The organism is Acinetobacter sp. YH12142 (assembly GCF_013418435.1).
GTDB classification, from domain to species: Bacteria; Pseudomonadota; Gammaproteobacteria; order Pseudomonadales; family Moraxellaceae; genus Acinetobacter; species Acinetobacter amyesii.
Genome location: NZ_VPCB01000001.1, coordinates 180,884 through 204,526, shown reverse-complemented (window position 1 = coordinate 204,526; position 23,643 = coordinate 180,884). Strand labels below are relative to the sequence as shown.

The following is a 23,643-nucleotide window of genomic DNA, read 5'->3' as shown; positions in this document are numbered from 1 at the left end:
CTTTTTTATTGCTCTAAAAATTACGCAAGAAAAGCGAAGCGCGTAGCTTCAAATGTCATGAAGGAGTCCAAAGGGGCTCCTTTTTTTGTGCTTAGGAGTACTGCCACGCCGCAAGACAAGCAGCTATGCTGCGCGTAGGCTTGAATTGAAAAGAATCTCCAAATTAGGGGATTCTTTTTTGCTATTCTACAAATGATGCAAGACAAGCGAAGCGTGTAGCTTCAAACTTCAAACTTCAAAAAGGAGCCTAAAAAGGCTCTTTTTTTGTGCTTCGGAGCACTGATATTTTCGCAAAACAAAGATGACGTCTGTGTAAGCTTTCATTGAGAAATGATCTTTATCATTGCTGAAAAATCTTTTATCCATTGATCAATTTTATTTAAACTTAAATAGATGAATCTATTATTTAAATAATGTTAATTGTATTTTTATCATCACATATATCGATTTTTATCGTTTAAATCCAAACAAAACCTACCAAAGTTATCGGCCAATTTGTATCAAAAATTCTTAATGTAAATTTGTGATACACTTCTCAATAAAACACAACATTACACTACAATAAACTCCATGTATTTCTAAATCTGCTTTCCTATAATAGCAATCAAGAAGATGGAAACATCTTCCATAATAGCGATAAGTAACCCCGATTTTCCTTCCCAGATTTCCCCCAAAATCTGGGAATTTTTTTATCCAAAATTTGCGCTAACATCTCACATTTAACTTCAAGCTCTAATCAAATGAAGCGCTATTCAAACTAGTCAACCCCCTCAATTTTTTCTAAAAACTCGGCAATAAAAAAGCCCCGATCACGGAGCTTTTAATAACTACCTTTAAATCAAGGTTGCTTTAAATACGGCCATGCGGCTTTTAAATAAATAAACATCGACCATAACGTTAAAACTACGGCTGTATAGAGCAATCCATACGCCAACATTTCTAGGGGTGGCCAATTCAACAAAAATACTGAAATCGCAATCATCTGGAATGCAGTTTTATATTTACCAACAGTTGAAACTGCAACACTTGTACGCGCGCCTAATTCAGCCATCCATTCACGAAGCGCAGACACCGTGATTTCACGTGAAATAATTACAATCGCTGCAAAGGCCATCGAAATGGTCGGTTGCCATTGCACCAAGACGATCAACGCAGTTGCGACCATCAGTTTATCTGCAACAGGATCGAGAAAACGTCCAAATGCTGAAGTCTGATTTAAACTTCTTGCAAGGTAGCCATCAAACCAGTCAGTGACAGCTGCGATCACAAAAATAGCGGTCAGCAATATATGACGTGACATGCTGGCAGCATGTTCACCCACGCCCATTGCAGGTGGCCAGTACGCCACCAACAAAAACACAGGAATTAAAGCAATTCGTGCCAATGTTAAAATATTAGGAATATTCAGGATTCGACCTGTTGTCATAGACACCCCAGTTTTCCCCTCATGCACGATGAAAATGCAAAATAATTTGAGGATTTATCCATCGTTAGTTGCACTCACTTTATACGAAATGCCCCTCAGTGTCACTAGGCAAACACCGTAACAGTCTGTCGCGCAATCGCTATCAACTGGTTATTTTCATCCCATAAATGAGCATATTCTGTAGCGTAGCCATCCGCGGCATAGTCGGTAAATACTTTATATTTAAACCAATTATGTAAGTTTGATTGCAAGAGATGTACATAGGTCAATGTCCATGTTAAAGAACTCGCAGGCGCCATAGTTTTGTACATAGGCAGTACGCCGGGCGGCCACATATCCATCGAGACCATTAGGTCAGCAACAGTCATCTTACGGTTATCATGACGTTCTGGGTTAAAACGCATCCAACCACTAAAGTCAGGTTTTTTGCTTGCAGTACACGGATACTGCCCATCTACCCAGGCCAAATCCATTTGCTGAAAGCACTGGGGTGCAAGTGGATGATGTTCGGCAATCTTTAAGCTGCTCACTTCAGGAAAATCGGGTGCTTGACGCTCCTGATTGACGGCAATGCTTGATTCACGTGGAACACCAAAGCTCGCCAATAAAATGCTTTGTACGGCATCATCTTGCCAAAGTCGAACTTCGATGGTGGTGACGGATTTGCCCTGTCTTAAAATTTCAGCACTTAAACGCACGGGCGCCAATTGTACTGGGCCTACAAATGTCACACTACAGCTGAGTAAACGTCGCTGCGGATCGGCAATGGTGGCAACGGCTTTGTGCATCATCATGCCAGCCACTAAGCCGCCATAGATCGTACGTCCTTGCAACCATCCTTCTGGAATCTCAACCCATTCATTGTGTTCAATATGTTGATACAACTGTGCGAGTGACATCATCATCCCTGATCATATTTTTGATTTTTATATCATTGTATAAAAATCAAATGATGTGAATGATCAGTGACTCATGCGTCAATGAGCATTTTGGCAAATTCAGACTTGATGCGTCATCGATTGGGGCTAGTTCACTCTATTCATGCAGAATTTTATAAATGGTACGTGCCATCACATCGCCTAAGCCCGGCACTAGTTTTAAATCATTTTCAGAAGCTTTGAGTACCCCCTGAATGCCACCAAAATGGGTCAACAGATCCCGACGACGTTTTGGCCCTAAGCCCGGAATCACCTCAAGTACCGATGAGCCGCGCTTTTTATCTCGTTTCACTCGGTGTTTGGTAATGGCAAATCGGTGGGCTTCATCACGAACCTGTTGAATCAAATGCAGGGCTTTATGGTCTTCGGGCAATTGGATTTTTTCACCATCGGTAAAGTGCAATGTTTCCAGACCTGGTTTACGCCCCTCACCTTTGGACACCCCGACCATAAAGGCATCAAGCTCGAGTTCCTGCATGACTTCCATCGCCATGTGTAATTGACCTTTACCTCCATCGATTAACAACAAATCGGGCAGCATATGCTTTTTATAGCGGCGGGTCAGCGCTTGACGCATGGCAGCATAATCATCGCCTTCGGTAATGTCATTGATGGAAAATTGGCGATAGTCGCGCTTTCTTGCACCGCCCGCATCAAAGACCACACAAGACGCGATGGTTGCCTCGCCCATAGTGTGAGAAATATCAAAACACTCAATACTGTCAATCGGCCGCCCAACGACTTGCTCTAACTGATGAAAGCGCTCATTCAATTCAAAATGGTCAGCCAATTTACCTTTAATCGCATGTTGTACATTCATCTGTGCCAATTCTTGCCACTCTGCACGGGTTTCACGCACTTTATGTTTGATTTGAATCCGCTTTTCAAAGTGTTGGTACAACGCATCTTCCATGTCTTTACGATCAGGAATATCGACATTAATGATGAGTTCCGCAGGGATTTCGTCTGCCACCTGAAAGTAAAAATTGGCAATAAAATCTGAGAGCATTTGCCCCAAATCATCGCCCAACATATCAGGGAAATAACTCTTTCCGCCGAGCATTTTGCCATTCCGCACATGCATAATCTGCACACAGGTCACACCAGCTTGATAAGCAATGGCAATGATATCGGCCTCACCTTTGACTTTATAAATCGCTTGCTGAGTTTGTACATCACGCAGCAGTGCCATACGATCACGATAAAATACCGCCTTTTCAAACTCCAAAGCTTCGGCAGCAGCTTCCATTTTCCCAATCAGCTCTTGATTGAGCTCTTTGGTGTCGCCTTGTAAGAACCGAATCGAGTTATTGACATCTTCTTTATAGTCTTCGGGTGAGATCAACCCCACACAAGGCGCAGAACAGCGTTTAATTTGGTATTGCAAGCATGGTCGTTTGCGCTGCGAAAAATAGCTATTTTCACACTGACGCACATTAAACAGTTTTTGCAGCACCACCAAAGTGTCACGCGCGTTATAAGCACTCGGATAAGGCCCAAAAAACTTACCAGCTTGATGCTTACCTTTCCCACGTCCTGCGGCAATTCGTGGATAGGGTTTATCGGCTGAAATAAAAATATAGACATAAGATTTGTCGTCTCGCAGCATGATGTTATACGGCGGACGATGGAGCTTAATCAGGTTTTGTTCGAGCAATAGGGCTTCCGTTTCAGAACGCACCACCAAGGTTTCAATATCATAAATACGGGCGACCAAGGCTTGCGTCTTGGGATGCTCAATAGTTTTGACAAAATAACTCGACACACGATTTTTTAAATTCTTTGCTTTACCCACATACAGCAACTCACCGTCTTTACCCAGCATGCGGTAAACACCGGGTAGAGTCGTCATATTGGCAAGAATTTTTTCAATATGTTCGCGTGCGTTTTCGTTCACTTTTGCCTTGTTCCGTCTTCGATATTGCTCTTTGACATGATGTGATGCTTTTACCTACATTTTCAAGCAATCCCACAAATTTATTGTTGCTCATAGCAATGATCTGATTGCTAAAAGCTATTAATGCAAAATTCTAAATTTGCTATGCTCAAAACATCACGCTTTAGGAACATGATGCATGACGAACGCCAATCCCGCCATCCATGGCGTACACCCGACAACTTCGACGCAGAGCACTGCTGAAAAAAACCGTTTGATGGGTAAGCCGCGTTTTCATTTTGAACCGCATGACGTTATGCAACGCTTAAAGCAACGGATCATTGGACAAGAAGCAGCATTAGACGAAATTGAAAAAATGCTGCATGTGGTCAAGGCTGATTTTTCCAGTCCAGAACGACCGCTCTGTGTAACCTTAATGCTTGGACCGACAGGTGTTGGTAAAACCGAAACTGTGCGTTTAATCAGTGAAGTGATTTATGGCCGACCTGATGCCTTTTGCCGTATTGATATGAACACGCTCGCACAGGAACATTATGCGGCTGCCATTACTGGTGCGCCTCCGGGCTATGTCGGCTCGAAAGAAGGCCATAGTTTATTTGATGAAGTTGCCATTGCAGGTAGTCATACCCGACCGGGCATCGTGCTTTTTGATGAACTGGAAAAAGCGTCAACCGAAGTGCTTCGCGGCTTAATGAATGTGCTGGATAGCGGAAAATTAACCCTAACCTCAGGTACAAAAACCATCGACTTTCGTAATTGTATGATCTTTATGACCAGCAATGTCGGTGCACAAGCGGCACAGCAATATCTAGATAAGTTAAATTTTTTACCCGAAAAAATACAGAAGGTTTGTCTCAAACGCGTGCCGGTCAGCAGCATTATTGAAAAAGTCATGCAACGTAAATTCGACCCTGAATTTATTAACCGTATTGACCGTGTACTGCAATATCAACCCGTTCAAGATGATGCTTTACCTCGTTTGGTGGAGATTGAACTGGAAAAACTTAATCAACGCCTACAACATCAAAAACGCAGTATCAAACTCACAGATGCAGCCAAAGCACATTTTTATAAGAACCATGATATTCGTTATGGCGCACGACATTTAGCACGAAAAATACGGGTTGAACTTGAACCTATTTTGGCGGTGTATTTTTTGAATCATCCCGAACAAACTAAAATACACCTAGATGCACAACTTGGAAAATTGGTTATTATTAAATAATTCACTGGTCTTTAAAAGGCATGCTCACATACCTTTATTCAGCATTCTTATATTTATTGGATTGGAACACCAATCGCTTTAGCAAAAGCTTGCGGATCTTTCGGTGAAACCATGACGAATTTGCGTTGTCCATTCTGTATATATTCAATTTTTAAACGTTTAATGGAAAGCGCAGGTGCCGCAGACAAATCCTGACTTGCACTGATGCGTTGGATATCCTGCAAAGGAATCTGCCAACGTAGAAACATGCTACGGATGTTTAATTCTGTAGCGGAAATTTGATAACGTGTATTGAATATTGGCCACCACAGCAGTAATACCGTTAAAATATACACCGCGGTATGAAGAGGATATTGCTGCATCGTGCCTTTGGCTTGCATGGTGAGTAATAATTGAATGAGTAAACCGCTCATACAAACAATAAACGCCACCACCCACCAATCTTTTTTTGAACGAAAAACTTGCATCTTATCCCCCATCAACTGCTTTTATTCTATACAAGATTTTGCAGGATGCATCTGCTATTTCAGCTTTTATTTTTGCAGGAAATAAGCGTATTTATCACATTATTTTCAAGAATATGGAGAACCATTTCGCTCAAGTACCGCTATTCATCAATTGTCATTTTTGGCGTTCTTTACGCTCGAATCACGCTTCTTTCGACATAGGTTGTTCCTGCAAACGTTTATAATTCTTTTTCTCTTGATACATTTTAGCATCGGCTTGTTGTACCAAGCTCATGGCATCTACATAGCCTTGCTGATGGTCTGTTTGGCACAGCCCAATACTCAAACTCAAGCCACTTTCCATTTCTTCCACGGTTTCAAGTAATCGCGGAATAAAACTACTTTGCACATGCAGTTCAGTACACCCCGGTAACACCAAACAAAATTCGTCCCCACCATAGCGAAAACAATGATCATCTAACCGCGCGACTGACTTAATCGCCTCAGCGACCGTTTGTAAAACTTGATCGCCTTTAGGGTGCCCTTGCTCATCATTAATTTTCTTAAAATCATTGATGTCAATAAACACTACAGTAACTGGATCTAGATTTCGCTGTGCGGTATATAAAATACTGGTGAGCATGGAAGATAGATGTCGAACATTCAGTAATCCTGTCAACGGATCACGTTGAGAAAGCTCCTCCATTTCTTGTGCACGAAACTCTAGCGCATGCGCATACTGTTCCATTTTTTCACGGGAGATCTTCACCTCATTAATCAAACTCCATACATAGGTTTCCACCACCAATGTAGTGTCGAACATAAAGAGCTTTTCCAAGGTGTTAATAATCCGCTGATACTGTTCCGTATCATTAAAGGTACGCTGAATTAAGCGGAACAACATAGTCTTTAGGGTATGTACCGCAGAGAGATACAACTTAGGCTCTACACCAATGCGCTTATGAACCAAACCAATCCGTAAACGGTTATTCACATAAGCGCTGTCATAGCGCCCAGAAAATAAGTCCAATAAATACTGGTGCTGCGCGCGTTGCAAACGCTTCAAGGTATCAAGATCACCAATCAGAGTGGCAATTTCAGGAATTGAGGTTTGATTTTCATAAAATTCATCGACCATACTGTCGAGTATCGGCGCCACAATCCCACCAATCGAAGCCAGTTCCGCTAGCTCTAAATCAGTCAAGCCAAGCAACTGTTTACGTCGTTCTATATCTTGCATCGAAATATGCATTTGATGCATCAATGTTTGGTTGGTTGCTTTCATGAATCGGATCCCCTTCCCGCCAAATCAATCCCTTCAGGCGTTTAAACAGGGTTTCTATGCAGTAGGTCTTCACGCCTGCATGCAAAGCTTCAACCGTTCACCTTTGGGTTTTGGCTATCATTGATGATGACGCTTTTCTTTCAGCTCAACGGTTTTGCATGGGCTTAAGTTCGGACGTCAACATCATATTCCTCGTCTATTGGCTCACTTTTTCTGGCTTATTCTGGTTCTAGCTTATTCTGGCTAACACTATTTCTGCTTTTGGCTGATTTGCTCTGCATAATTATTTTTATTCTGCTTGCACGATAACTGATATTTTGCTGACTGTCAGCATAAAAAAACGCCCCTAAGGGCGCATTTTTTCAATATTTATTCTACTTTTAAAATAAATATGGGCGTACAAAAATCAGGAAGAACAGCCCCAACATTAGGAACCACTTTAAAAAGTAATACAGTGAACGATTGGTTTTTTTCAAGGCTTTGGCTTTTATACGAATTTGATAGACATAGCCAAATACTTTATTTAAACCACCCGTTTTATCACCGCTTTCATTCGGTGAACTCGCAGCAGTCATGACATTTTTACCAAACCAATGGTTAAAAGCTTCCATCCACTTTGACTTTAATGGCCGTTCAACGTCTGCAAAGAAAATAATCCGGTTCTGATCCGTTTTATTTTCAGCATAGTGAATATAGGTTTCATCAAACACCACACTCTCGCCGTCACGCCATGAGTACCGCTGACCATCGACATCAATAAAACAACGGTCATCATTCGGCGTTAGTAAGCCCAAGTGATAACGCAATGAACCGGCATAGGGATCACGATGACGGACTAAACGACTGTCAGGCGCCAACTCAGTAAACATCGCGGCTTTAATAGTGGGTAGATTTTTTAACAAGGCCGTAGTTTTTGGGCAAAGTTCAGCAGCCGAAGGATGGGCTGAGTCATACCATTTTAAATAAAAGCGTTTCCAACCTGTTTTAAAGAACGAGTTAAATCCAAGGTCATCATAAGTACTCGATGCTTTGATGCCCCCTTTTTCATATAAGGCCTTGGCTTCATCACGAATCATTTCCCAGTTTTCATCTAAGACTTTTAAATCTTTAAAATGCTGCGTGTCGATATAGGGTTGGCTCGGCACTTTTGAAAACATGTACATGAGAAAATTGATCGGTGCGAGCAATGTCGAATGATCAAAAAACTGACGATAAAATGAATGACGGACTTTACCGCGTTGCTGGATATAAAACGCAGAAATGACAAAGACCGCCAGGATAATCCACTTAATCATATGAGGACCTTGTGCTAATAAGCATTGTGCTTAATGAAAAATTAACTTTTGAGAACGCGGCGAGTATAGCATAGTGCTCAGTGATGCTTAAATCAGCAGCATAGATCACTGTGTCTCATCAAAGATGGATAACCATGCCAAAAGTGAATTGACCATTCTGCCGAAAAATACACTTGCTTTTTTCTTGAATTTTTCTTTCGCATCTCAATCTATAGCTTACATTTATAAAAAAATGTGAACTGAAACATAAGCTTCAACATATTTAATTAGAGCGATAGCGATTAAAGGCAGATCCAAAGGCTATTTCCAAAAGAAATTTTGATGACCCTAGCGTCACGGCTTGATACAACTTGTTATGTTCTTTTTAGATATAGTTATCGTAAGATTAGCGAGGCATAAAGTGTACGCAGGAACCGCGTACTCGCTTCACAACATCAACTTAGAAGTCCTCCAAAATAAAGGAGATCAGGCATGATCCACGCTGGCAATGCCATTACCGTCCAAATGCTTTCGGACGGAATTGCAGAATTCCGCTTTGACTTACAAGGTGAGTCGGTCAACAAATTTAACCGCGCAACAATTGAAGATTTTAAAGCTGCAATTGACGCTGTTAAAGCAAACGGTGACATCAAAGGTTTAATCGTTACTTCAGGTAAATCTACATTTATCGTGGGTGCAGATATCACTGAATTCGGTGACAACTTCGCTCAAGGCGAACAAGCGATTGTGGATTGGGCATTGCCTGTTCACGACATCTTCAATGCGTTTGAAGATCTAAACGTTCCTAAAGTTGCTGCAATCAATGGTATGGCATTGGGCGGCGGTTTTGAAATGTGCTTAGTGTGTGACTATCGTGTGATGTCAGATGCTGCACAAGTTGGCCTTCCAGAAATCAAACTGGGTATCTACCCTGGTTTTGGTGGTACGGTTCGTTTAAGCCGCGTGATTGGTATCGACAATGCGGTTGAATGGATGGCAATGGCTGCACCGAAAAAGCCAGCTGCTGCGCTCAAAGACGGTGCTGTTGATGCAGTTGTTGCTGCAGACAAACTACAAGACGCTGCAATTGACCTTGTAAAACAAGCGATTGCTGGCCGTGTAGACTGGAAAGCAAAACGTCAAGAAAAATTAGATCCTGTTAAATTGAACATGCTTGAACAAATGATGGCATTCAATACAGCGAAAGGTGCAGTTCTTGCAAAAGCAAATCCTGCTCAATACCCAGCGCCAAAACTTCTTCTAGACTCATTACAAGCAGGTACAAGCCTTCCACGTGATGAAGCATTGAAAATCGAAGCGCAAGGTTTTGCTAAAGCGGCTGTGACTCCACAAGCAGGTGCGTTAATTGGTTTATTCCTTAACGACCAAATTGTGAAGAAAACTTCGAAGAAATATGAAAAAGGTGCACACCCTGTCAACCAAGCAGCTGTATTAGGCGCGGGTATCATGGGTGGTGGTATTGCTTACCAAGCGGCAAGCAAAGGCACACCAATCATCATGAAAGACATTGGTAACCCACAACTTGCTTTAGGTATGAAAGAAGCTAATGGCTTACTGACCAAACAAGTTGAACGCAAGAAAATGAAACCTGCTCAAATGGGTGAAACTCTTGCGCGCATCCGTCCTACTTTAAGCTATGACGAATTCAAAGAAGTGGACATCGTGATTGAAGCAGTCACAGAGAACCCGAAAGTTAAGGGTATCGTACTGGCTGAAACTGAAAAAAATGTTCGTGACAATACGATCATTGCTTCGAACACGTCAACCATTTCAATCACACGTTTGGCTGAAAACCTACAACGTCCTGAAAACTTCGTAGGTATGCACTTCTTTAACCCAGTTCACATGATGCCATTGGTAGAAGTGATACGTGGTGAGAAAACATCTGCTGAGGCAATCGCAACGACTGTGGTTCTTGCTCAGAAAATGGGTAAAACACCAATCGTGGTAAATGACTGCCCGGGCTTCCTTGTAAACCGCGTATTGTTCCCTTACTTTGGTGCATTTGACCTTCTATTGAAAGACGGTGCTGACTTCCAACAAGTCGACAAAGTCATGGAAAAATTCGGCTGGCCAATGGGTCCTGCTTACCTCATCGACGTTGTGGGTATCGACACAGGCGTACACGGTGCAGAAGTGATGGCGGAAGGTTTCCCTGACCGTATGAAGCCTGACTTCAAAGGTTCAATTCAAACGATGTATGAAGCAAAACGTTTGGGTCAAAAGAATGACGTTGGTTTCTACAAATACGAACTTGACCGTAAAGGTAAGAAAGCCAAAGTGGTTGATCCAGTGGCTTACGAACTTGTGGCTTCTGTTGCAACTGCGGAAAAACGTGAATTTGATGCTCAAGAAATCATTGACCGTATGATGCTGACGTTCTGTAACGAAACTGTTCGTTGCCTAGAAGACAACATCGTAGCGACTGCTGCTGAAGCAGATATGGCGATGATCATGGGTGTAGGTTTCCCTCCATTCCGTGGTGGTCCATGCCGTTACATCGACCAAACAGGTGTCGCTGAATACGTAGCGCTTTGCGACAAATATGCGTATTTAGGTAAGGCTTATGAAGCGCCACAAATGTTGCGTGACATGGCTGCTAACAACAAAAAATTCTACGGTTAAGGAGCAACGTGAATGGCTACTTTAAATCCACGTGACGTTGTCATCGTTGATGGCGTACGTTCAGCAATGGGTAAAACCAAAAATGGTATGTTCCGTAACGTCCGTGCTGACAGCTTATCTGCTGAATTAGTACGCGCGCTTGTTGCTCGTAACCAGTTTGATACCAATGAAGTTGAAGACGTAATCTGGGGCTGCGTAAACCAAACCCTAGAACAAGGTATGAACATTGGTCGTAACATCGCTTTATTGGCTGATCTTCCAAAGACTGTTGCAGGTCAAACCGTAAACCGTCTGTGTGGTTCTTCTATGCAAGCAATCCACACAGCGGCTGCGCAAATTGCAACCAACCAAGGTGATATCTTCATCATTGGTGGTGTAGAGCACATGGGTCACGTTGGTATGATGCACGGCATCGACATCAACCCAGAAGCGTCTAAGCACTATGCAAAAGCGTCTAACATGATGGGCTTAACAGCTGAAATGTTAGGTCGTATGAACGGTATTTCGCGTGAAGAACAAGATGCGTTTGGTGTGGAATCTCATCGCCGTGCTTGGGCTGCAACACAAGAAGGTCGTTTCAAAAATGAAATCGTGGGCGTTGAAGGTCACGATGCGAATGGCTTCAAAATTCTGTGCGATATCGATGAAGTGATTCGTCCTGATGCAAACCTTGAAGCATTCCAAGCTTTACGTCCAGTATTCGATCCGAAAAGCGGTACAGTAACTGCTGCAACATCTTCAGCTTTGTCTGATGGTGCTTCTGCAATGTTGCTGATGTCTGCTGAACGTGCTCAAGCATTAGGTCTTAAGCCACGTGCTGTGATTCGTTCTATGGCGGTTGCAGGCTGTGACGCTGCGATCATGGGTTATGGTCCTGTACCAGCAACTCAAAAAGCACTTAAACGTGCTGGCTTGTCAATTGCTGACATCCAAACGTTTGAATTGAATGAGGCGTTCGCTGCACAAGGTTTGTCTGTTCTTAAAGGCTTAGGCATCTATGACCAACAAGACCGTGTGAACTTGAACGGTGGTGCGATTGCATTGGGTCACCCATTGGGTTGTTCTGGTGCGCGTATCACAACGACTTTGCTGAACGTAATGGAACAGCAAGATACGCAAATCGGTCTTGCGACGATGTGTATCGGTCTTGGTCAAGGTATCGCGACAATTATCGAACGTGTTTAATTTTTAATTAAATACTGAGATAAAAGAAACCCCGCTTAGTGCGGGGTTTTTTTTTTGTTAACTAAACTCTCATGAATACATACTGGAAGCCCCTTCTCCCTCTGGGATGAGCAGCATGCGCCACAAGAGGATGAGGGAAATTTTTCATATAAATCCTCTCCCTGAGCGGTATTCTGCGCAAGTCTCCTTAAAAGGAGAGGGAATGTCCATTGTGAAGTAAATTTTGTTCAAAAATCTTCAGCAATAAACCGTGCTAAACAACCCTTAAAAAACGTCTTAGCATATTTAAAATTTAAAACGTTAATTCTCGATTTTCAGCGATTTTTGAATTATGGTAAGGCCTGAACCAAAACTTAAATATGCATAACAATGATAAATAAACGACTTCACTACCTCATAAAGATGAGCTGCCTAAGCACTTTTATTTTTCTTACAGCTTGCGTTACAAATAATCAAATCGGTGAACTCTCCCGTGATCTGTTTCAAAAATACGAAACAAAATATGCATGGAGAACAATCCTTGAAGATGATGTGATCGCATTTGGCAAACCTGCTAAAGCAATACCCAATGAACCAATCGATAGCATCGTAGTCGCAGGCAATAAATACAGCTATTTGATCAATAAAGGCGGTGCTGATTTTATTCAACTGATAAGCCAACTCAATCCACAATATATTCGTCTCCATCGAGAACTTGACTTTAATTCTCCGAGCCCGAACAGCACTAAATTTAGCGGAAGCTTTAAATTTTATTATGCGCCTCCCAATGGAACACTAAGTCCTACGGAAAGGGCATTATTCAACCAATATGGTGTAGCACCATGTGATTGTTCAAAGGCAGAACAACAAGATCACCTGTTTAACTTAGAAATTGCAGGTACGGTTTACCCAAAAGTTGCGAATGCCGCAGATTTAAAGCCCTTAAGCCATCCCTATAAGATCCGTATCCAGCATTACGAAGACCAAAGTGGCCATGTCAAAAAGTCAGGGCAGGAAAAATTGGCAGAATTACCACTATTGCCTTTAACACTCACTATCGACATCATTCAATTGCCTCTAAAAGCTTTGGGCTTTATTTATCAGCCTTAAATCAGAGTAGGATCATATTCAATTGGTTGAATTTTCTAAGTACACATACAGCCTGACTAGCTCAAAATGGTTCCCATTTTTCCAGTATTAAGTAAGTGTTGAGTTGATCCCCATCCCTTCAACTCAACATCCTAAAATACTAAACTTAAATTTTCTGCGCCAACAACGTCGCAAAATGCTGTTGAATTCGATTTCCCTCTGCATCCACCCGATGCAACTCACCGACATTTTCATTGTATTTCACAATATTCCAGCCCTCATACAAAGCATTTAACTCCCCTGCTTTAAACGTAAATGGAAAGTCAGGCTGTGCAGGCAGATCAGGCGTATCCATCGCACAGACAATCAGGTTATAACCATTGATATTGGTGGCTTGCTGCATATGTTGAATCAGAGGCTTCACTGTCTTGGCTTCTAAAAACATCATCACCACGGTACAGCAAATAAAATCATATGTACCTGTAATGCTTGGGTCAGCGTTTAGATCACGCTGCTGTACATGAATATTTTCAATGCCTTCCGCAGCGATCACCTCTTGCAGCTTATGCAAACTGTGTGGGTTCACATCCCAAGCATCCACCTCAAAATGCTGCTCAGACAACTGACTTAAGTACAGCGAATTACGCCCCTGCCCACAGCCGACATCCAAAGCTCGACCACCTTGCAAATATGGTGTTGCTGCCAAAATTTCTGAATGTGTTGGGCTGAGTTGATACTTCTTATAAAAATAGTCCTGTACTAAGCAATAAAAACTCAACTGACATTGCACATCGTCACTCGCAGACACAATTTTGTGCCACGCCTGCGGCTCAATAAACGGCGGTGGCTGATCTGGGCTAAATACATGCGTCGAGAGGATATTTCCTGACGCATCCAGCATGGCAAAGTTCACTTCACCTTGCAGTACGGTGAGTTTTGCCCATGTGCCTGCTTTGGTATTGTGCTGTTGTTTAAAACCTTGTGGAATCGACTGCTGCGTCCACACAGGGAGCTGTTTATAACAAATAAGCTGCTGCATCTGACGTTATCCCTCATGCGACATTATTTTTATGCCATACCAATGGCGGAAATGTATATTCACCATAACGGCTTTAATAGTGATTTTAAATCAGCTTTGAATTGAAAATTTCGAATGCTGTGCAATACTCACTGTTCTTGTTTGTTTTTCTGCGTAACTCCATGTTATCCGTTTGTAACATTGGTGGAATATTCACACAATCAAATCCCTCACTCTGTGCCGTGTAACCTAAGCGCTGTTGATAAGGCATAAAATTTACAATGCCTTATTTTAACTAAGTTTTATAGAGTGATGACTATGAACGCGATCAAAACTACTTTAGCTGTTGCTTTAGTTGCTGCTACAACTTCTGCTATGGCAACTACTGCTGTAGAACAAAAACCTGCGACTGCTGTTGAAGTTGTAAAAGCTCAAGCTGCACAAGCGAAAACTGCAACTGTAGCTGCTGCTCAAGCAACTAAAGATGCTGCTAAAACTCAAGTGGCTGTTGCAGAAAAAGCGACTCAAACTAAAACTTTAACAGTGAAAGAAACCACTAAAGCAAAAACTGCTGACATGAAAAAAGCAGTTGTAGAAAAAGCAGCAGCAACTAAAGAAACTGCAGTTGCAGCAAAAGATGCAACTGTAGAAAAAACTGTAGCGGCTAAAGACGCTGTTGTTGCAAACACTGTTGCAGCAAAAGACGCGACTGTAGCAAAAACTGTAGCAACTAAAGATGCTGTCGTTGCAAAAACTGTTGAAGCAAAAGATGCAGCTGTAGAAAAAGCAACTGATGCAAAAGAAGCTGTTGAAACTAAAACTGAAGAAGTAAAAGCTGAAGCGAAAAAAGACTGCGCTAAAAAATGTGCAGAGAAAAAAGCTGAAGCAGCAAAAGCTGAGAAAAAAGGTTTCTTTTCTTGGTTCAAAAAAGCAGCTTAATCGTTGATTAAATGCAAAAAAAAGATGCCTTCACGGCATCTTTTTTTTGCCCATTTAGACTGCAATACTGCTTTCTGACAACGGAATAATCTTTTGATAAACAAACTGATTTTTCCCTTGTGATTTCGCCTGATATAGGCAGGCATCGACATGTTGTAAAGTCGTGGAGTAATTGGATAAACTCAACTGTTGAAATTCGGCCAAGCCCATACTAAAGCTGACATCTAGCCTTAATTGATCTTTTCGAAACGGCACATGTTCACAGCGTTCCAATATCGTTTCACATAACTTTTTACCCTGTTCCAAATCGGCACCTTCGAGGACAATTAAAAATTCTTCACCGCCCCAACGACTAATAAAACTAGCGCGTGGACTACAATTTTTTAAAATTTTTGCCAAATGCACCAAAACACTGTCCCCCATTTGGTGTCCATATTGGTCATTAATTTTTTTAAAATTATCGACATCGAGCAAAATGACACAGCCTTTATCAACCGCACCCTCTATAAATATTTGTTCTTTAAAGGCATGGCGATTTTTCAGTCCCGTCAACTCATCGCAAAAACTTACACGTTGCAAAGCCAAATATAGACGTTTATTTCGTGCATACAGCTCACAAATAAACAGAAAAATGATCAAATAAATACCCAATGCCAAACGATAAGAACTGATCCGCGAGAGCATATGTACCTGTGCATCCGACCAATATTCCCCAGCCAATGGCATGGCACCATACCAGCCACAGATCAGCGTCATTAAGCCAATCAGCCAGCAAAAGGTTTTGAAGTCATATTTGATCGCGTAGTAACACATCAATAAAGGCAAGACCATGCAAGCATAGAAGATCTGATCATTTGAGATCACATATTGGACGGCCAGTGCCACGATCAGATAGCCATAATCCACCCACGGCACATTTATCCAGCGCTGAACACCAAACAGTAAACACACCACAGCCAAACTTGTTGCAAATTGCTCTAGAAAATAATCAACAAAGGCAAAGTATTGGTTGTCCATCTGAAAGCACGCCACAAACAAGAGACTGCCTGCAAAAGCACTCACGATACTCGGAACAGCTAACATTAGGGTTCGCTTAAAGCGGCGTTTTTTTAAATGGCTCAGCGCTAAATAGGCTTTAATAAATACCCAAATCTGAAATGCCGAAATCGCACACAGGAGAAATTTATCTTCTAAGATTTTGGCAGGATCGACCATCAGCGAAGCCACAAAGATCGCACTAAAAGCATAGAGCACGATCAGTAAATCGTGGCTTAAATGCTTCCGCATTAAAATCATGCCATAGGCAGCAAATGCATTTACCACCCAAACAGGGCTAATGAATAATTCATAGGTATAGCCTATCGACACCAATGAAACCGCACATATGGCAAGCCATAGCAGTATTAATTTTTTCATACGCTAAAAAAATCATCTCTAAAGATGGCGATAAACCTTTCATTCAAAGCCAATCGGTCTAAGGTTAGAATGTTTGCAAGTTCAATACAGCTCAGCTTCTTATGAGTTATGGGCTGCTGGCTAAAAAGTTATGTTTAAATTTTTGGCGTATTTTAAGTGATTTAAGTCACACTATTGGTTGATAGTTGTATCAAATTTGCAATTTAAACAATCGAAGACTGTTTTAAAGCCAATGTTTTTTGCGCCATTCGTGCTAGTTCGGAACTCAGTTCCCAAAATGATGCTCGATAACAACAAAAAAGCCATCCGCTAAAGGATGGCTTTCACTTGCATAACATGTCTCGAAGTTGTGCTGAATAATTTGAATGAAAAGGACTTATTTTAATATTTGTAATTGTTCCATCAACCAAGCCATGTATTTATCTTGATCCATAAAGTCAGGCGCCGTCCCTGTATCCAAACTATAAAATTGTTGATTAAATTCAATCACAATCTGTTCAGTCAGATGCCAATCTTCAATCATGCGAAAATATTGACTGAAGAAAAAACGGTTCTTACCCCAATTGTTTAAACTTTCCAACCGTGGATATTGGCGGTTCGCGATAAAGTCGATATAGACCTGCTGAATATCATCAAAAATCTGAATAGCTCGCATGAGCATGGACCTCTATATGATGTAAAACCCTGCTATAAGCCACTTTATCGCGCAAATTTGAAAGAGTGATGACAGTCAGTTAAAGCTTTTGTTTCAACTCTGAACGGTTCTTTTGGCGGATCTCATCCATTTGTGCATTGAGCGCTAACATCTCTGTATAAAGCTGATTAAACTGCTTTAAAGGCGCATCTTCATAGAACATAAATAATTTATTTTTCTTTTCCCATTTATTGGCTTTCAGCACAGCAAAGAGCTCATCAGCCTTCGCCAAGCTTTGCTTTTCTAACTCAAATAAAGTATGCGACTCATCACTATCACGACTGTCTCTTAAACTCTGCGCAATTTGCTGACGAAACACCTGTTTGACCGCCAACTGTTTGGCCTGCGCTAAACCATTTTCCTCTTGCTGTGTGGTTTTTTGTTCATAAGCATCGACCACTGCATGCACCTGCTGCAGCATTTGCTCAGTCTCTTGATATTGGTTTTTTTTATCTTTTAATAAGCGATCGATATCGAGAAATTTATCCCAATTCAGTGCTTTAAGATCACGAATATATTGATTCCGCGCTTCTGCACGCTGCACCATTTGGCTCAAAATAAAATCCGCCATGATCTTATAATCACCCGTTAATCGTGCATCTGTTACATTGAGTTGTATCGGTTCTTCCCAGTGCTGAGCTTGCTGAAAGATTTGCTCAGTTTTTTCACGTAAAACCGTTTCATAGGTCGAGAGTTGCACAGCTTCTTTTTGCTGTACTGAATATTGATAAAACATCCATCCAAAGACCAATACCGTAGCACTGGCCAAGACAACAAAGATACGCGGCATAATGAGCTCCGAATGCCCTTTTATTCAGTTTAACCAAAAGTTTGAAGATTGACGATAAAATAGCCATGCTTTTTAAGGAGGCTATTTGAAATCATCAATATAGAAAGTCTTAAATTGCGCATGTCATCAAAACGAAAATTCATGGATAAAACATGAATTTTCGCCTTCAATTTGCTGTAGAGATGTATTCGATTATGGGGTCTTGATCGGATTGGTATTTAACTGATGGTCGATGTTTCCGAGATTGATTTGCTCACGACTGATTTGCACATTGGTCGCATTACGGTCGATCCCAAAGGGTTGCAACATAATATATAAACCATTGCGTGGGTCAGAAGACTGCAAACCTGCGGCAATATTTAAAACATGCTGTTGCATCAAAGGCGATAAATTCGACATATCTGGCACTGCTGTGGCGGGTAAGATATCAATATTTGACACGATTGTTGCATCGACACCTTTGTTTTGAGTATCACGCTCAAGTTGCATCACCCGTTGCTGTAAGGCTTTACGGCGATCCACCTGCTCTTGATACTCAACAATGCCCGTCTCTGCACGCATTTCACGCTCTGCCATAATGGTTAAAGCAGGCATCTGAATAGCTTGTTGTTCGGTTTCATCAGCTTTTGTAGTGGCTTTTTCCGCAGCCAATGTACTCATAGCCGTCATTGCTGCACTAACAAAAACCAAAACGGAAACAGATTTAGGGAGATTCATCATGTTCATTCCAAGAGATTTAAAAATAGAAAATTGAAAAAATTTACACTGCTATTATTGTACAACAATTAATCAATTTACCAGATTTAACCCCGACAAACGGCAGGATAGCACAGCTAGTTTAAACCTCACGTTGCTCATTCTGGACTTGAGATATCATCCTTTACCTATCTGCATTACCACTGCTTTTTCTTTTTTATACTGTTCCAATTCTTAACAGCACAGGAAATGACAAAGCAAACTCTTGCTGCGGATGTCGGCTAAAGAAATCCTGCAAAGCTGCACACGGCTGAAGTGTCGGATGCCGCTGTTGATAGTGTTTAAGCCCAGACCACGTTTGCAAATAGTCCAAAATTTGCTGTGAACTCCACCTGTAATTTAAAAACAGCTGAGGTGTCGCTAACTCCTGAAATGGAAACGGAATACTGCGATATTCTTCGTCGATGTAACAACGTTCAGCATCCCAATAGCCTTTTAACGTGACAAAATACAGATCCTGTAAAAGCTGGTTCAATTCCGCGTGTTCAAATTGAATCAGACCATAACCCACAATGGCGATATGACCTTGGGGTTTCAATACGCGTCGTACTTCTGCATAAAATGCAGCAAAATCGAACCAATGAATCGCTTGCGCGACTGTGATTAAATCCGCTGAATGGTCGGCAAGCGGACAATGTTCGGCGCTAGCTTGCTCATAACGCACATTGTCTAAATTGGGTGCTTGTGCCAATTGTTCAGCACTCAGATCTGTCGCTAAAATCTGTTGAAAATAGGGCGCCAAACCTTTGGTAAATTGACCTGAACCTGCACCACAGTCCCATGCCAATTCACGCACGGCAACATACTGCAAAATGCTATCAACGACTTCAGCAGAATAACTTGGACGTGCTTGTTGATACAGCACACTCCCTGTAGAGAAAAGATCTTTCATTGTAGAAATTCATTGGTTATTTTTTATCAGTTTAATCGAATTTTAGGGGTAGGAACTAGCACTTAAGTCATAGCTTCAGCGATAAAATTTGAGCTTCAAAATATTTACTCAATCACATGCTGTATATAAAAACTGGTCTGCGCAATCGGGCTTAATTGATCATTCATTTGATAATATTTCACATCATAATGACCAGTTTTACATCCAGTCATAGGATAGAAACTCACCCAGTTTTGTTGCTGTTGCTCACTAACTTTGCGTGGTGTAAAGAGCAGCACTTCACCGCTATCACGATGCGTCAAACGCACCATGACTTGCATATTGTTTGGAACTTTACCCATGGTATCAAAATGTGCATACAACGGCTGTGTGACATAGATTTCACGAGGTAAAACTTGATCTACATCCGTCTGTGATTGATCTGTCACATACGCTTGCCCTGCCAATCGCTGATGCGGATCATTTTTGGCTTGTAGAAATTCGTCTAACATCTGCTGCGCAAATTGTTGCTTATTTTGAATCCCTGCAAAACTGTAATTGGGAAATGCCTGCTGTAAATATCGCCCCAATTGTTGATCTGAAGTCTGCTGAATAATGCTCTGTAGCTGACGATGTTGGCTTTTGCGTTGTTGCTGTATATCTTTAGAATGAGGTTGATCCGAGGCATCTTGATCTAAAGCCAAGAGTGCCACAGGATTACTCGTCGCCAAAGTTACAAGCGAGTGTTCAGGTGGCGACGACGTCAAGCTTGGTTGGTCATTCCACGATGCCGCAATATAGCCCAGTGCAAAACAAAGCAGTCCAAGCATCGGATATTGAAGTCGCTTCAACTGTCACTCCACGAATCTATGTTCATTTGATTAAAGGCCACAGCGGAGCACTTCTGTGCCGACAATATACTCACCAGAGCTCATCGTCGTACCCGTATTAATCACCTGATTTAAGCTAAAGTTAGATCCAACTTTTAATTTAAGCAGACCATTATCACATGCTGCAGTGATTCTGCTGCCCGATTTCATATTGGATACACAGCCCGTTTTAGTCACGGCATAAATTGTTTGCCCTGCGGAAATACTGGTGCTGCATGATGCTGTAATTATTTTATCGAGCGATGATTCACAAGAAGAACAATTGCCATTATCACAAAGCGCTGCTGCGTTTTCACTTTTACATTCATAGGTCACACCATTTTGGATAATGGTTTTAGAATAGGAAGAATCGACATTACTGCCACCACCACCACATGCGCTCAGCAAGGCACTCATGCCGATCAAAACAGGAAATAATATTTTTTTCATAACCTTAACTTTTATTTTTAATAATTTTCTAATAGCCATTGGGCTCATCATCTGGCATCGATTGTATCAGTTAAACTGTGCGAAATATCAACAACTAAAAAACAGCAGACGAAAAAAAACCTCAAACAATCGTTTGAGGTTTTTTTGAATATGGTGGCGAGACCCAGGATCGAACTGGGGACACACGGATTTTCAATCCGTTGCTCTACCTACTGAGCTATCACGCCGATGCGGTGTATTAAGCCGTATCTCAGTTAATTAGTCAATCATATTTATAAAAATATTTTTCGTATGCATATTTTTTAGGCAAAAAAAATCCCTGATGGGATCAGGGATTGAAATCTTGAAATAGATTTTAAATATGGTGGCGAGACCCAGGATCGAACTGGGGACACACGGATTTTCAATCCGTTGCTCTACCTACTGAGCTATCACGCCGATGTCGCGTATTAAACAATTTAAGTGTTTTTCAGTCAAGCAGGTTTTATGCTTTTTGAAACAAACGTTTATTTTTACAGCAAATATCATGTTATTTGCTTATTTTTTATTTAAAACTCAATTCATTATTTAACCAGTACTATTTCTAGGCATAAAAAAACAGCGCAATGGCTGCTTTTTTATAATCTATTCAAGCTTAAATTTTTTCTAAATGCGCCAGGCAACGATGAATTGCCCCACATCCCGGTTCAAACGTCTTCACGCCTTTTTCTTCTTCCATTCGGCAGACTTCACTCACCAGCCTTTCCGCAACACCGCGTCCTCGGTTCGCAGGATGAACCACAACATTTTCCAAAACTCTACTTTCCCCTTGTCCAGTGCACCAAATCGCCCCAATCAACTTAGTATTAAATTCTGCTGTGTAAACTAAGGTATACTGAGCCAAGTTTTGCTCTAGTTGTTCAATGGCATCCTGCCCATCTCCAAATTCCGGGCTAGTGTCATACAGTCGCTCAAGCTGGCTGCGCACTTCGTCATTTTCTAGTGAAGTATAAGCATGTACGGTAATAGGCATTGATTAACCCTCCTGAGCAATCTAATATGCGATGATTTCGTCATCGCGAAAAATTTTTACATCATCATTTTTGACGTTTTTTGAGGAACGTGTCTATGACGCAACGTATCAGTGAAGTGGTAAGAAACACTAACGAAACCAAAATTCGAGTTCGGGTGAATCTTGATGGTACGGGTCAAGGCACCCTCAACACAGGTGTTCCATTTTTAGATCATATGATTGATCAAATCAAGCGACATGGCTTATTCGATATCGATATTCACTGTGATGGTGATCTGGATATCGATGATCATCATACCGTAGAAGACTGCGGGATCACACTCGGACAAGCATTTGCGCAAGCACTTGGCGACAAAAAAGGCTTAAAACGCTATGGTCATTTTTATGCACCACTGGATGAGTCTTTAAGTCGTGTCGTGGTCGATTTATCAGGTCGTCCGGGTTTGTTTATGGATATTCCCTTTACACGTTCGATGATTGGTCGTTTTGATGTGGATTTATTCTCTGAATTTTTCCAAGGTTTTGTAAATCACGCCTTAATGACGCTGCACATTGATAACCTGAAAGGTAAAAACAGCCATCACCAAATCGAAAGCGTGTTTAAGGCATTTGCACGCGCTTTGCGTATGGCATGTGAAATCGATCCACGTGCAGAAAATACTGTTGCTTCAACCAAAGGTACTTTGTAATGACCCGTATTGCCCTTCTTGACTATGGCATGGGAAATTTACACTCTGCAGCCAAAGCCCTGGAACATGTGGGTGCAACTGTAGATGTAACCAATGATCCCAAGCTGATTGCTCAAGCCGATAAAATCGTATTTCCTGGTGTAGGCGCAATGCGTGACTGTATGCAAGGCATGCATGAAGCAGGTATTGATGAAGTGGTACGCAATGCCGTATTCAACAAGCCTGTTCTTGCAATTTGTGTCGGCATGCAAGCATTGATGCAGCACTCTGAAGAAAATGGCGGTACAGATGCGCTGGGTATTTTTGAAGGTGAAGTGAAGCATTTTCCAGAGATGGCAGGTTTAAAAGTTCCGCATATGGGCTGGAATCAGGTGCATCAGGCAGACCCAAGCCATCCGATGTGGAAAGACATTGAACAGGATGCACGTTTCTACTTCGTCCATAGTTTCTATGTGGAACCGAAAGATACTGCCCTAGTCGCTGCGACTTGTGATTACGGTTTAGAGTTCTGTACGGCGCTGTATAAAGAAAACCTGTTTGCTACGCAGTTCCATCCTGAAAAAAGCCATACTGCTGGTTTGCAATTGCTGAAAAACTTTGTGGAATGGAAAATCTAAATATCCATTTTTAAATATTTTAAAAGCTCAACTCTGGTTGGGCTTTTTTATTTTTGCGAATTTTTCTTTAATTTTTTATAAAAAATACTTATTATTCATACAAATATTTAAAATAATTTTTTTTAAAACTAT

23 protein-coding genes and 2 tRNA genes are annotated in these 23,643 nt (G+C 41.5%); 8 read left to right on the top strand and 17 right to left on the bottom strand.

The features are described from left to right. Positions 1 to 838: 838 nt before the first annotated feature. From pgsA to uvrC, 3 genes are all read right to left on the bottom strand, one after another. Positions 839 to 1,426, bottom strand: a complete 588-nt coding sequence (gene pgsA / locus FTU77_RS01010) for a CDP-diacylglycerol--glycerol-3-phosphate 3-phosphatidyltransferase (RefSeq protein ID WP_180054240.1) — start codon at positions 1,424 to 1,426, stop codon at positions 839 to 841. A 104-nt stretch (positions 1,427 to 1,530) separates the two neighbouring features. Next, positions 1,531 to 2,325 (bottom strand): thioesterase family protein, encoded by a 795-nt coding sequence (locus FTU77_RS01005; protein ID WP_180054351.1) that lies wholly within the window; start codon positions 2,323 to 2,325, stop codon positions 1,531 to 1,533. A gap of 136 nt (positions 2,326 to 2,461) precedes the next feature. After that, entirely contained in the window at positions 2,462 to 4,261 is a 1,800-nt protein-coding gene (uvrC, locus tag FTU77_RS01000; RefSeq protein WP_180054238.1) for an excinuclease ABC subunit UvrC, read from the bottom strand. A gap of 178 nt (positions 4,262 to 4,439) precedes the next feature. Between uvrC and FTU77_RS00995 the strand changes: the two genes are divergently transcribed. Continuing rightward, entirely contained in the window at positions 4,440 to 5,486 is a 1,047-nt protein-coding gene (locus FTU77_RS00995) for an AAA family ATPase (protein ID WP_180054236.1), read from the top strand. A gap of 53 nt (positions 5,487 to 5,539) precedes the next feature. Here the strand turns inward: FTU77_RS00995 and FTU77_RS00990 are convergent, their stop codons facing one another. Both FTU77_RS00990 and FTU77_RS00985 read right to left on the bottom strand, forming a co-directional pair. Then, positions 5,540 to 5,953 carry a PH domain-containing protein gene (locus tag FTU77_RS00990; RefSeq protein ID WP_180054233.1) on the bottom strand — a complete coding sequence of 138 codons (414 nt, stop codon included), beginning with the start codon at positions 5,951 to 5,953 and terminating at the stop codon, positions 5,540 to 5,542. Between the two features lie 181 nt (positions 5,954 to 6,134). Further along, complete coding sequence (locus FTU77_RS00985; RefSeq protein ID WP_180054231.1) at positions 6,135 to 7,217, bottom strand: diguanylate cyclase domain-containing protein; 1,083 nt, start codon at positions 7,215 to 7,217, stop codon at positions 6,135 to 6,137. On the opposite strand from FTU77_RS00985, the gene FTU77_RS15900 reads away from it, so the two are divergent. After that, entirely contained in the window at positions 7,216 to 7,341 is a 126-nt protein-coding gene (locus FTU77_RS15900; protein WP_257220820.1) for a hypothetical protein, read from the top strand. The two genes, FTU77_RS00985 and FTU77_RS15900, sit on opposite strands and share 2 nt — an antisense overlap. Before the next feature lie 256 nt (positions 7,342 to 7,597). Here FTU77_RS15900 and lpxO read toward each other — a convergent pair whose 3' ends face one another. Further along, positions 7,598 to 8,512, bottom strand: coding sequence for a lipid A hydroxylase LpxO (gene lpxO, locus FTU77_RS00980; RefSeq protein WP_078190472.1), 915 nt, complete (start codon positions 8,510 to 8,512; stop codon positions 7,598 to 7,600). Positions 8,513 to 8,983: 471 nt separating this feature from the next. Here lpxO and fadB point away from each other — a divergent pair, with 471 nt between their 5' ends. From fadB to FTU77_RS00965, 3 genes are all read left to right on the top strand, one after another. Then, positions 8,984 to 11,137: a fatty acid oxidation complex subunit alpha FadB gene (fadB, locus tag FTU77_RS00975; protein ID WP_180054224.1), complete on the top strand. Its 2,154-nt coding sequence runs from the start codon at positions 8,984 to 8,986 to the stop codon at positions 11,135 to 11,137. Between the two features lie 12 nt (positions 11,138 to 11,149). Beyond that, on the top strand, positions 11,150 to 12,322 hold the full coding sequence (gene fadA / locus FTU77_RS00970; protein WP_180054223.1) for an acetyl-CoA C-acyltransferase FadA: 1,173 nt from the start codon (positions 11,150 to 11,152) through the stop codon (positions 12,320 to 12,322). 369 nt (positions 12,323 to 12,691) lie between these two features. Continuing rightward, positions 12,692 to 13,411, top strand: a complete 720-nt coding sequence (locus tag FTU77_RS00965; RefSeq protein WP_180054222.1) for a hypothetical protein — start codon at positions 12,692 to 12,694, stop codon at positions 13,409 to 13,411. A 145-nt stretch (positions 13,412 to 13,556) separates the two neighbouring features. Here FTU77_RS00965 and tehB read toward each other — a convergent pair whose 3' ends face one another. Continuing rightward, positions 13,557 to 14,429 (bottom strand): SAM-dependent methyltransferase TehB, encoded by an 873-nt coding sequence (gene tehB / locus FTU77_RS00960; protein ID WP_180054221.1) that lies wholly within the window; start codon positions 14,427 to 14,429, stop codon positions 13,557 to 13,559. A 297-nt stretch (positions 14,430 to 14,726) separates the two neighbouring features. On the opposite strand from tehB, the gene FTU77_RS00955 reads away from it, so the two are divergent. Next, the gene (locus FTU77_RS00955; RefSeq protein WP_168379005.1) at positions 14,727 to 15,347 is read left to right on the top strand and encodes a hypothetical protein; all 621 of its coding nucleotides are present in this window, start codon (positions 14,727 to 14,729) and stop codon (positions 15,345 to 15,347) included. Between the two features lie 54 nt (positions 15,348 to 15,401). Here FTU77_RS00955 and FTU77_RS00950 read toward each other — a convergent pair whose 3' ends face one another. The 10 genes from FTU77_RS00950 to FTU77_RS00905 form a co-directional block, all read right to left on the bottom strand. Continuing rightward, positions 15,402 to 16,763 carry a GGDEF domain-containing protein gene (locus tag FTU77_RS00950; RefSeq protein WP_180054220.1) on the bottom strand — a complete coding sequence of 454 codons (1,362 nt, stop codon included), beginning with the start codon at positions 16,761 to 16,763 and terminating at the stop codon, positions 15,402 to 15,404. Positions 16,764 to 17,139: 376 nt separating this feature from the next. Further along, on the bottom strand, positions 17,140 to 17,418 hold the full coding sequence (locus tag FTU77_RS00945; protein ID WP_078190480.1) for a hypothetical protein: 279 nt from the start codon (positions 17,416 to 17,418) through the stop codon (positions 17,140 to 17,142). Positions 17,419 to 17,497: 79 nt separating this feature from the next. Continuing rightward, positions 17,498 to 18,247 (bottom strand): hypothetical protein, encoded by a 750-nt coding sequence (locus tag FTU77_RS00940; protein WP_180054219.1) that lies wholly within the window; start codon positions 18,245 to 18,247, stop codon positions 17,498 to 17,500. Between the two features lie 192 nt (positions 18,248 to 18,439). After that, a complete protein-coding gene (locus FTU77_RS00935) occupies positions 18,440 to 18,967 on the bottom strand; it encodes a hypothetical protein (RefSeq protein WP_373685802.1) in 528 nt (175 codons plus the stop codon). Positions 18,968 to 19,160: 193 nt separating this feature from the next. Further along, complete coding sequence (locus FTU77_RS00930; protein ID WP_180002804.1) at positions 19,161 to 19,895, bottom strand: class I SAM-dependent methyltransferase; 735 nt, start codon at positions 19,893 to 19,895, stop codon at positions 19,161 to 19,163. A gap of 104 nt (positions 19,896 to 19,999) precedes the next feature. Further along, the gene (locus FTU77_RS00925) at positions 20,000 to 20,725 is read right to left on the bottom strand and encodes a hypothetical protein (protein WP_257223559.1); all 726 of its coding nucleotides are present in this window, start codon (positions 20,723 to 20,725) and stop codon (positions 20,000 to 20,002) included. 30 nt (positions 20,726 to 20,755) lie between these two features. Continuing rightward, on the bottom strand, positions 20,756 to 21,193 hold the full coding sequence (locus tag FTU77_RS00920) for a hypothetical protein (RefSeq protein WP_180054218.1): 438 nt from the start codon (positions 21,191 to 21,193) through the stop codon (positions 20,756 to 20,758). A gap of 151 nt (positions 21,194 to 21,344) precedes the next feature. After that, positions 21,345 to 21,420, bottom strand: a tRNA-Phe gene (locus tag FTU77_RS00915). Positions 21,421 to 21,555: 135 nt separating this feature from the next. After that, positions 21,556 to 21,631: transfer RNA gene (locus FTU77_RS00910), tRNA-Phe, on the bottom strand. 196 nt (positions 21,632 to 21,827) lie between these two features. After that, positions 21,828 to 22,205 (bottom strand): GNAT family N-acetyltransferase, encoded by a 378-nt coding sequence (locus FTU77_RS00905; RefSeq protein ID WP_067725594.1) that lies wholly within the window; start codon positions 22,203 to 22,205, stop codon positions 21,828 to 21,830. A 95-nt stretch (positions 22,206 to 22,300) separates the two neighbouring features. On the opposite strand from FTU77_RS00905, the gene hisB reads away from it, so the two are divergent. Then, entirely contained in the window at positions 22,301 to 22,894 is a 594-nt protein-coding gene (gene hisB / locus FTU77_RS00900) for an imidazoleglycerol-phosphate dehydratase HisB (RefSeq protein ID WP_067725592.1), read from the top strand. Beyond that, the gene (gene hisH, locus FTU77_RS00895; protein WP_180054217.1) at positions 22,894 to 23,511 is read left to right on the top strand and encodes an imidazole glycerol phosphate synthase subunit HisH; all 618 of its coding nucleotides are present in this window, start codon (positions 22,894 to 22,896) and stop codon (positions 23,509 to 23,511) included. Before hisB ends, hisH begins: the two co-directional genes overlap by 1 nt. Positions 23,512 to 23,643 lie beyond the last annotated feature (132 nt).

What these genes read in the sequence shown, in the direction of transcription:
- FTU77_RS00905 (WP_067725594.1), bottom strand. Translation starts at nt 22,205, where the DNA reads ATGCCTATTACCGTACATGCTTATACTTCACTAGAAAATGACGAAGTG.
- FTU77_RS01005 (WP_180054351.1), bottom strand. Translation starts at nt 2,325, where the DNA reads ATGTCACTCGCACAGTTGTATCAACATATTGAACACAATGAATGGGTT.
- FTU77_RS00930 (WP_180002804.1), bottom strand. Translation starts at nt 19,895, where the DNA reads ATGAAAGATCTTTTCTCTACAGGGAGTGTGCTGTATCAACAAGCACGT.
- lpxO (WP_078190472.1), bottom strand. Translation starts at nt 8,512, where the DNA reads ATGATTAAGTGGATTATCCTGGCGGTCTTTGTCATTTCTGCGTTTTAT.
- hisH (WP_180054217.1), top strand. Translation starts at nt 22,894, where the DNA reads ATGACCCGTATTGCCCTTCTTGACTATGGCATGGGAAATTTACACTCT.
- FTU77_RS00985 (WP_180054231.1), bottom strand. Translation starts at nt 7,217, where the DNA reads ATGAAAGCAACCAACCAAACATTGATGCATCAAATGCATATTTCGATG.
- FTU77_RS00995 (WP_180054236.1), top strand. Translation starts at nt 4,440, where the DNA reads ATGACGAACGCCAATCCCGCCATCCATGGCGTACACCCGACAACTTCG.
- FTU77_RS00965 (WP_180054222.1), top strand. Translation starts at nt 12,692, where the DNA reads ATGATAAATAAACGACTTCACTACCTCATAAAGATGAGCTGCCTAAGC.
- FTU77_RS00945 (WP_078190480.1), bottom strand. Translation starts at nt 17,418, where the DNA reads ATGCGAGCTATTCAGATTTTTGATGATATTCAGCAGGTCTATATCGAC.
- hisB (WP_067725592.1), top strand. Translation starts at nt 22,301, where the DNA reads ATGACGCAACGTATCAGTGAAGTGGTAAGAAACACTAACGAAACCAAA.
- FTU77_RS00935 (WP_373685802.1), bottom strand. Translation starts at nt 18,967, where the DNA reads ATGATGAATCTCCCTAAATCTGTTTCCGTTTTGGTTTTTGTTAGTGCA.
- FTU77_RS00940 (WP_180054219.1), bottom strand. Translation starts at nt 18,247, where the DNA reads ATGCCGCGTATCTTTGTTGTCTTGGCCAGTGCTACGGTATTGGTCTTT.
- FTU77_RS00920 (WP_180054218.1), bottom strand. Translation starts at nt 21,193, where the DNA reads ATGAAAAAAATATTATTTCCTGTTTTGATCGGCATGAGTGCCTTGCTG.
- FTU77_RS00950 (WP_180054220.1), bottom strand. Translation starts at nt 16,763, where the DNA reads ATGAAAAAATTAATACTGCTATGGCTTGCCATATGTGCGGTTTCATTG.
- fadA (WP_180054223.1), top strand. Translation starts at nt 11,150, where the DNA reads ATGGCTACTTTAAATCCACGTGACGTTGTCATCGTTGATGGCGTACGT.
- FTU77_RS00990 (WP_180054233.1), bottom strand. Translation starts at nt 5,953, where the DNA reads ATGCAAGTTTTTCGTTCAAAAAAAGATTGGTGGGTGGTGGCGTTTATT.
- FTU77_RS00955 (WP_168379005.1), top strand. Translation starts at nt 14,727, where the DNA reads ATGAACGCGATCAAAACTACTTTAGCTGTTGCTTTAGTTGCTGCTACA.
- fadB (WP_180054224.1), top strand. Translation starts at nt 8,984, where the DNA reads ATGATCCACGCTGGCAATGCCATTACCGTCCAAATGCTTTCGGACGGA.
- tehB (WP_180054221.1), bottom strand. Translation starts at nt 14,429, where the DNA reads ATGCAGCAGCTTATTTGTTATAAACAGCTCCCTGTGTGGACGCAGCAG.
- pgsA (WP_180054240.1), bottom strand. Translation starts at nt 1,426, where the DNA reads ATGACAACAGGTCGAATCCTGAATATTCCTAATATTTTAACATTGGCA.
- FTU77_RS15900 (WP_257220820.1), top strand. Translation starts at nt 7,216, where the DNA reads ATGAATCGGATCCCCTTCCCGCCAAATCAATCCCTTCAGGCGTTTAAA.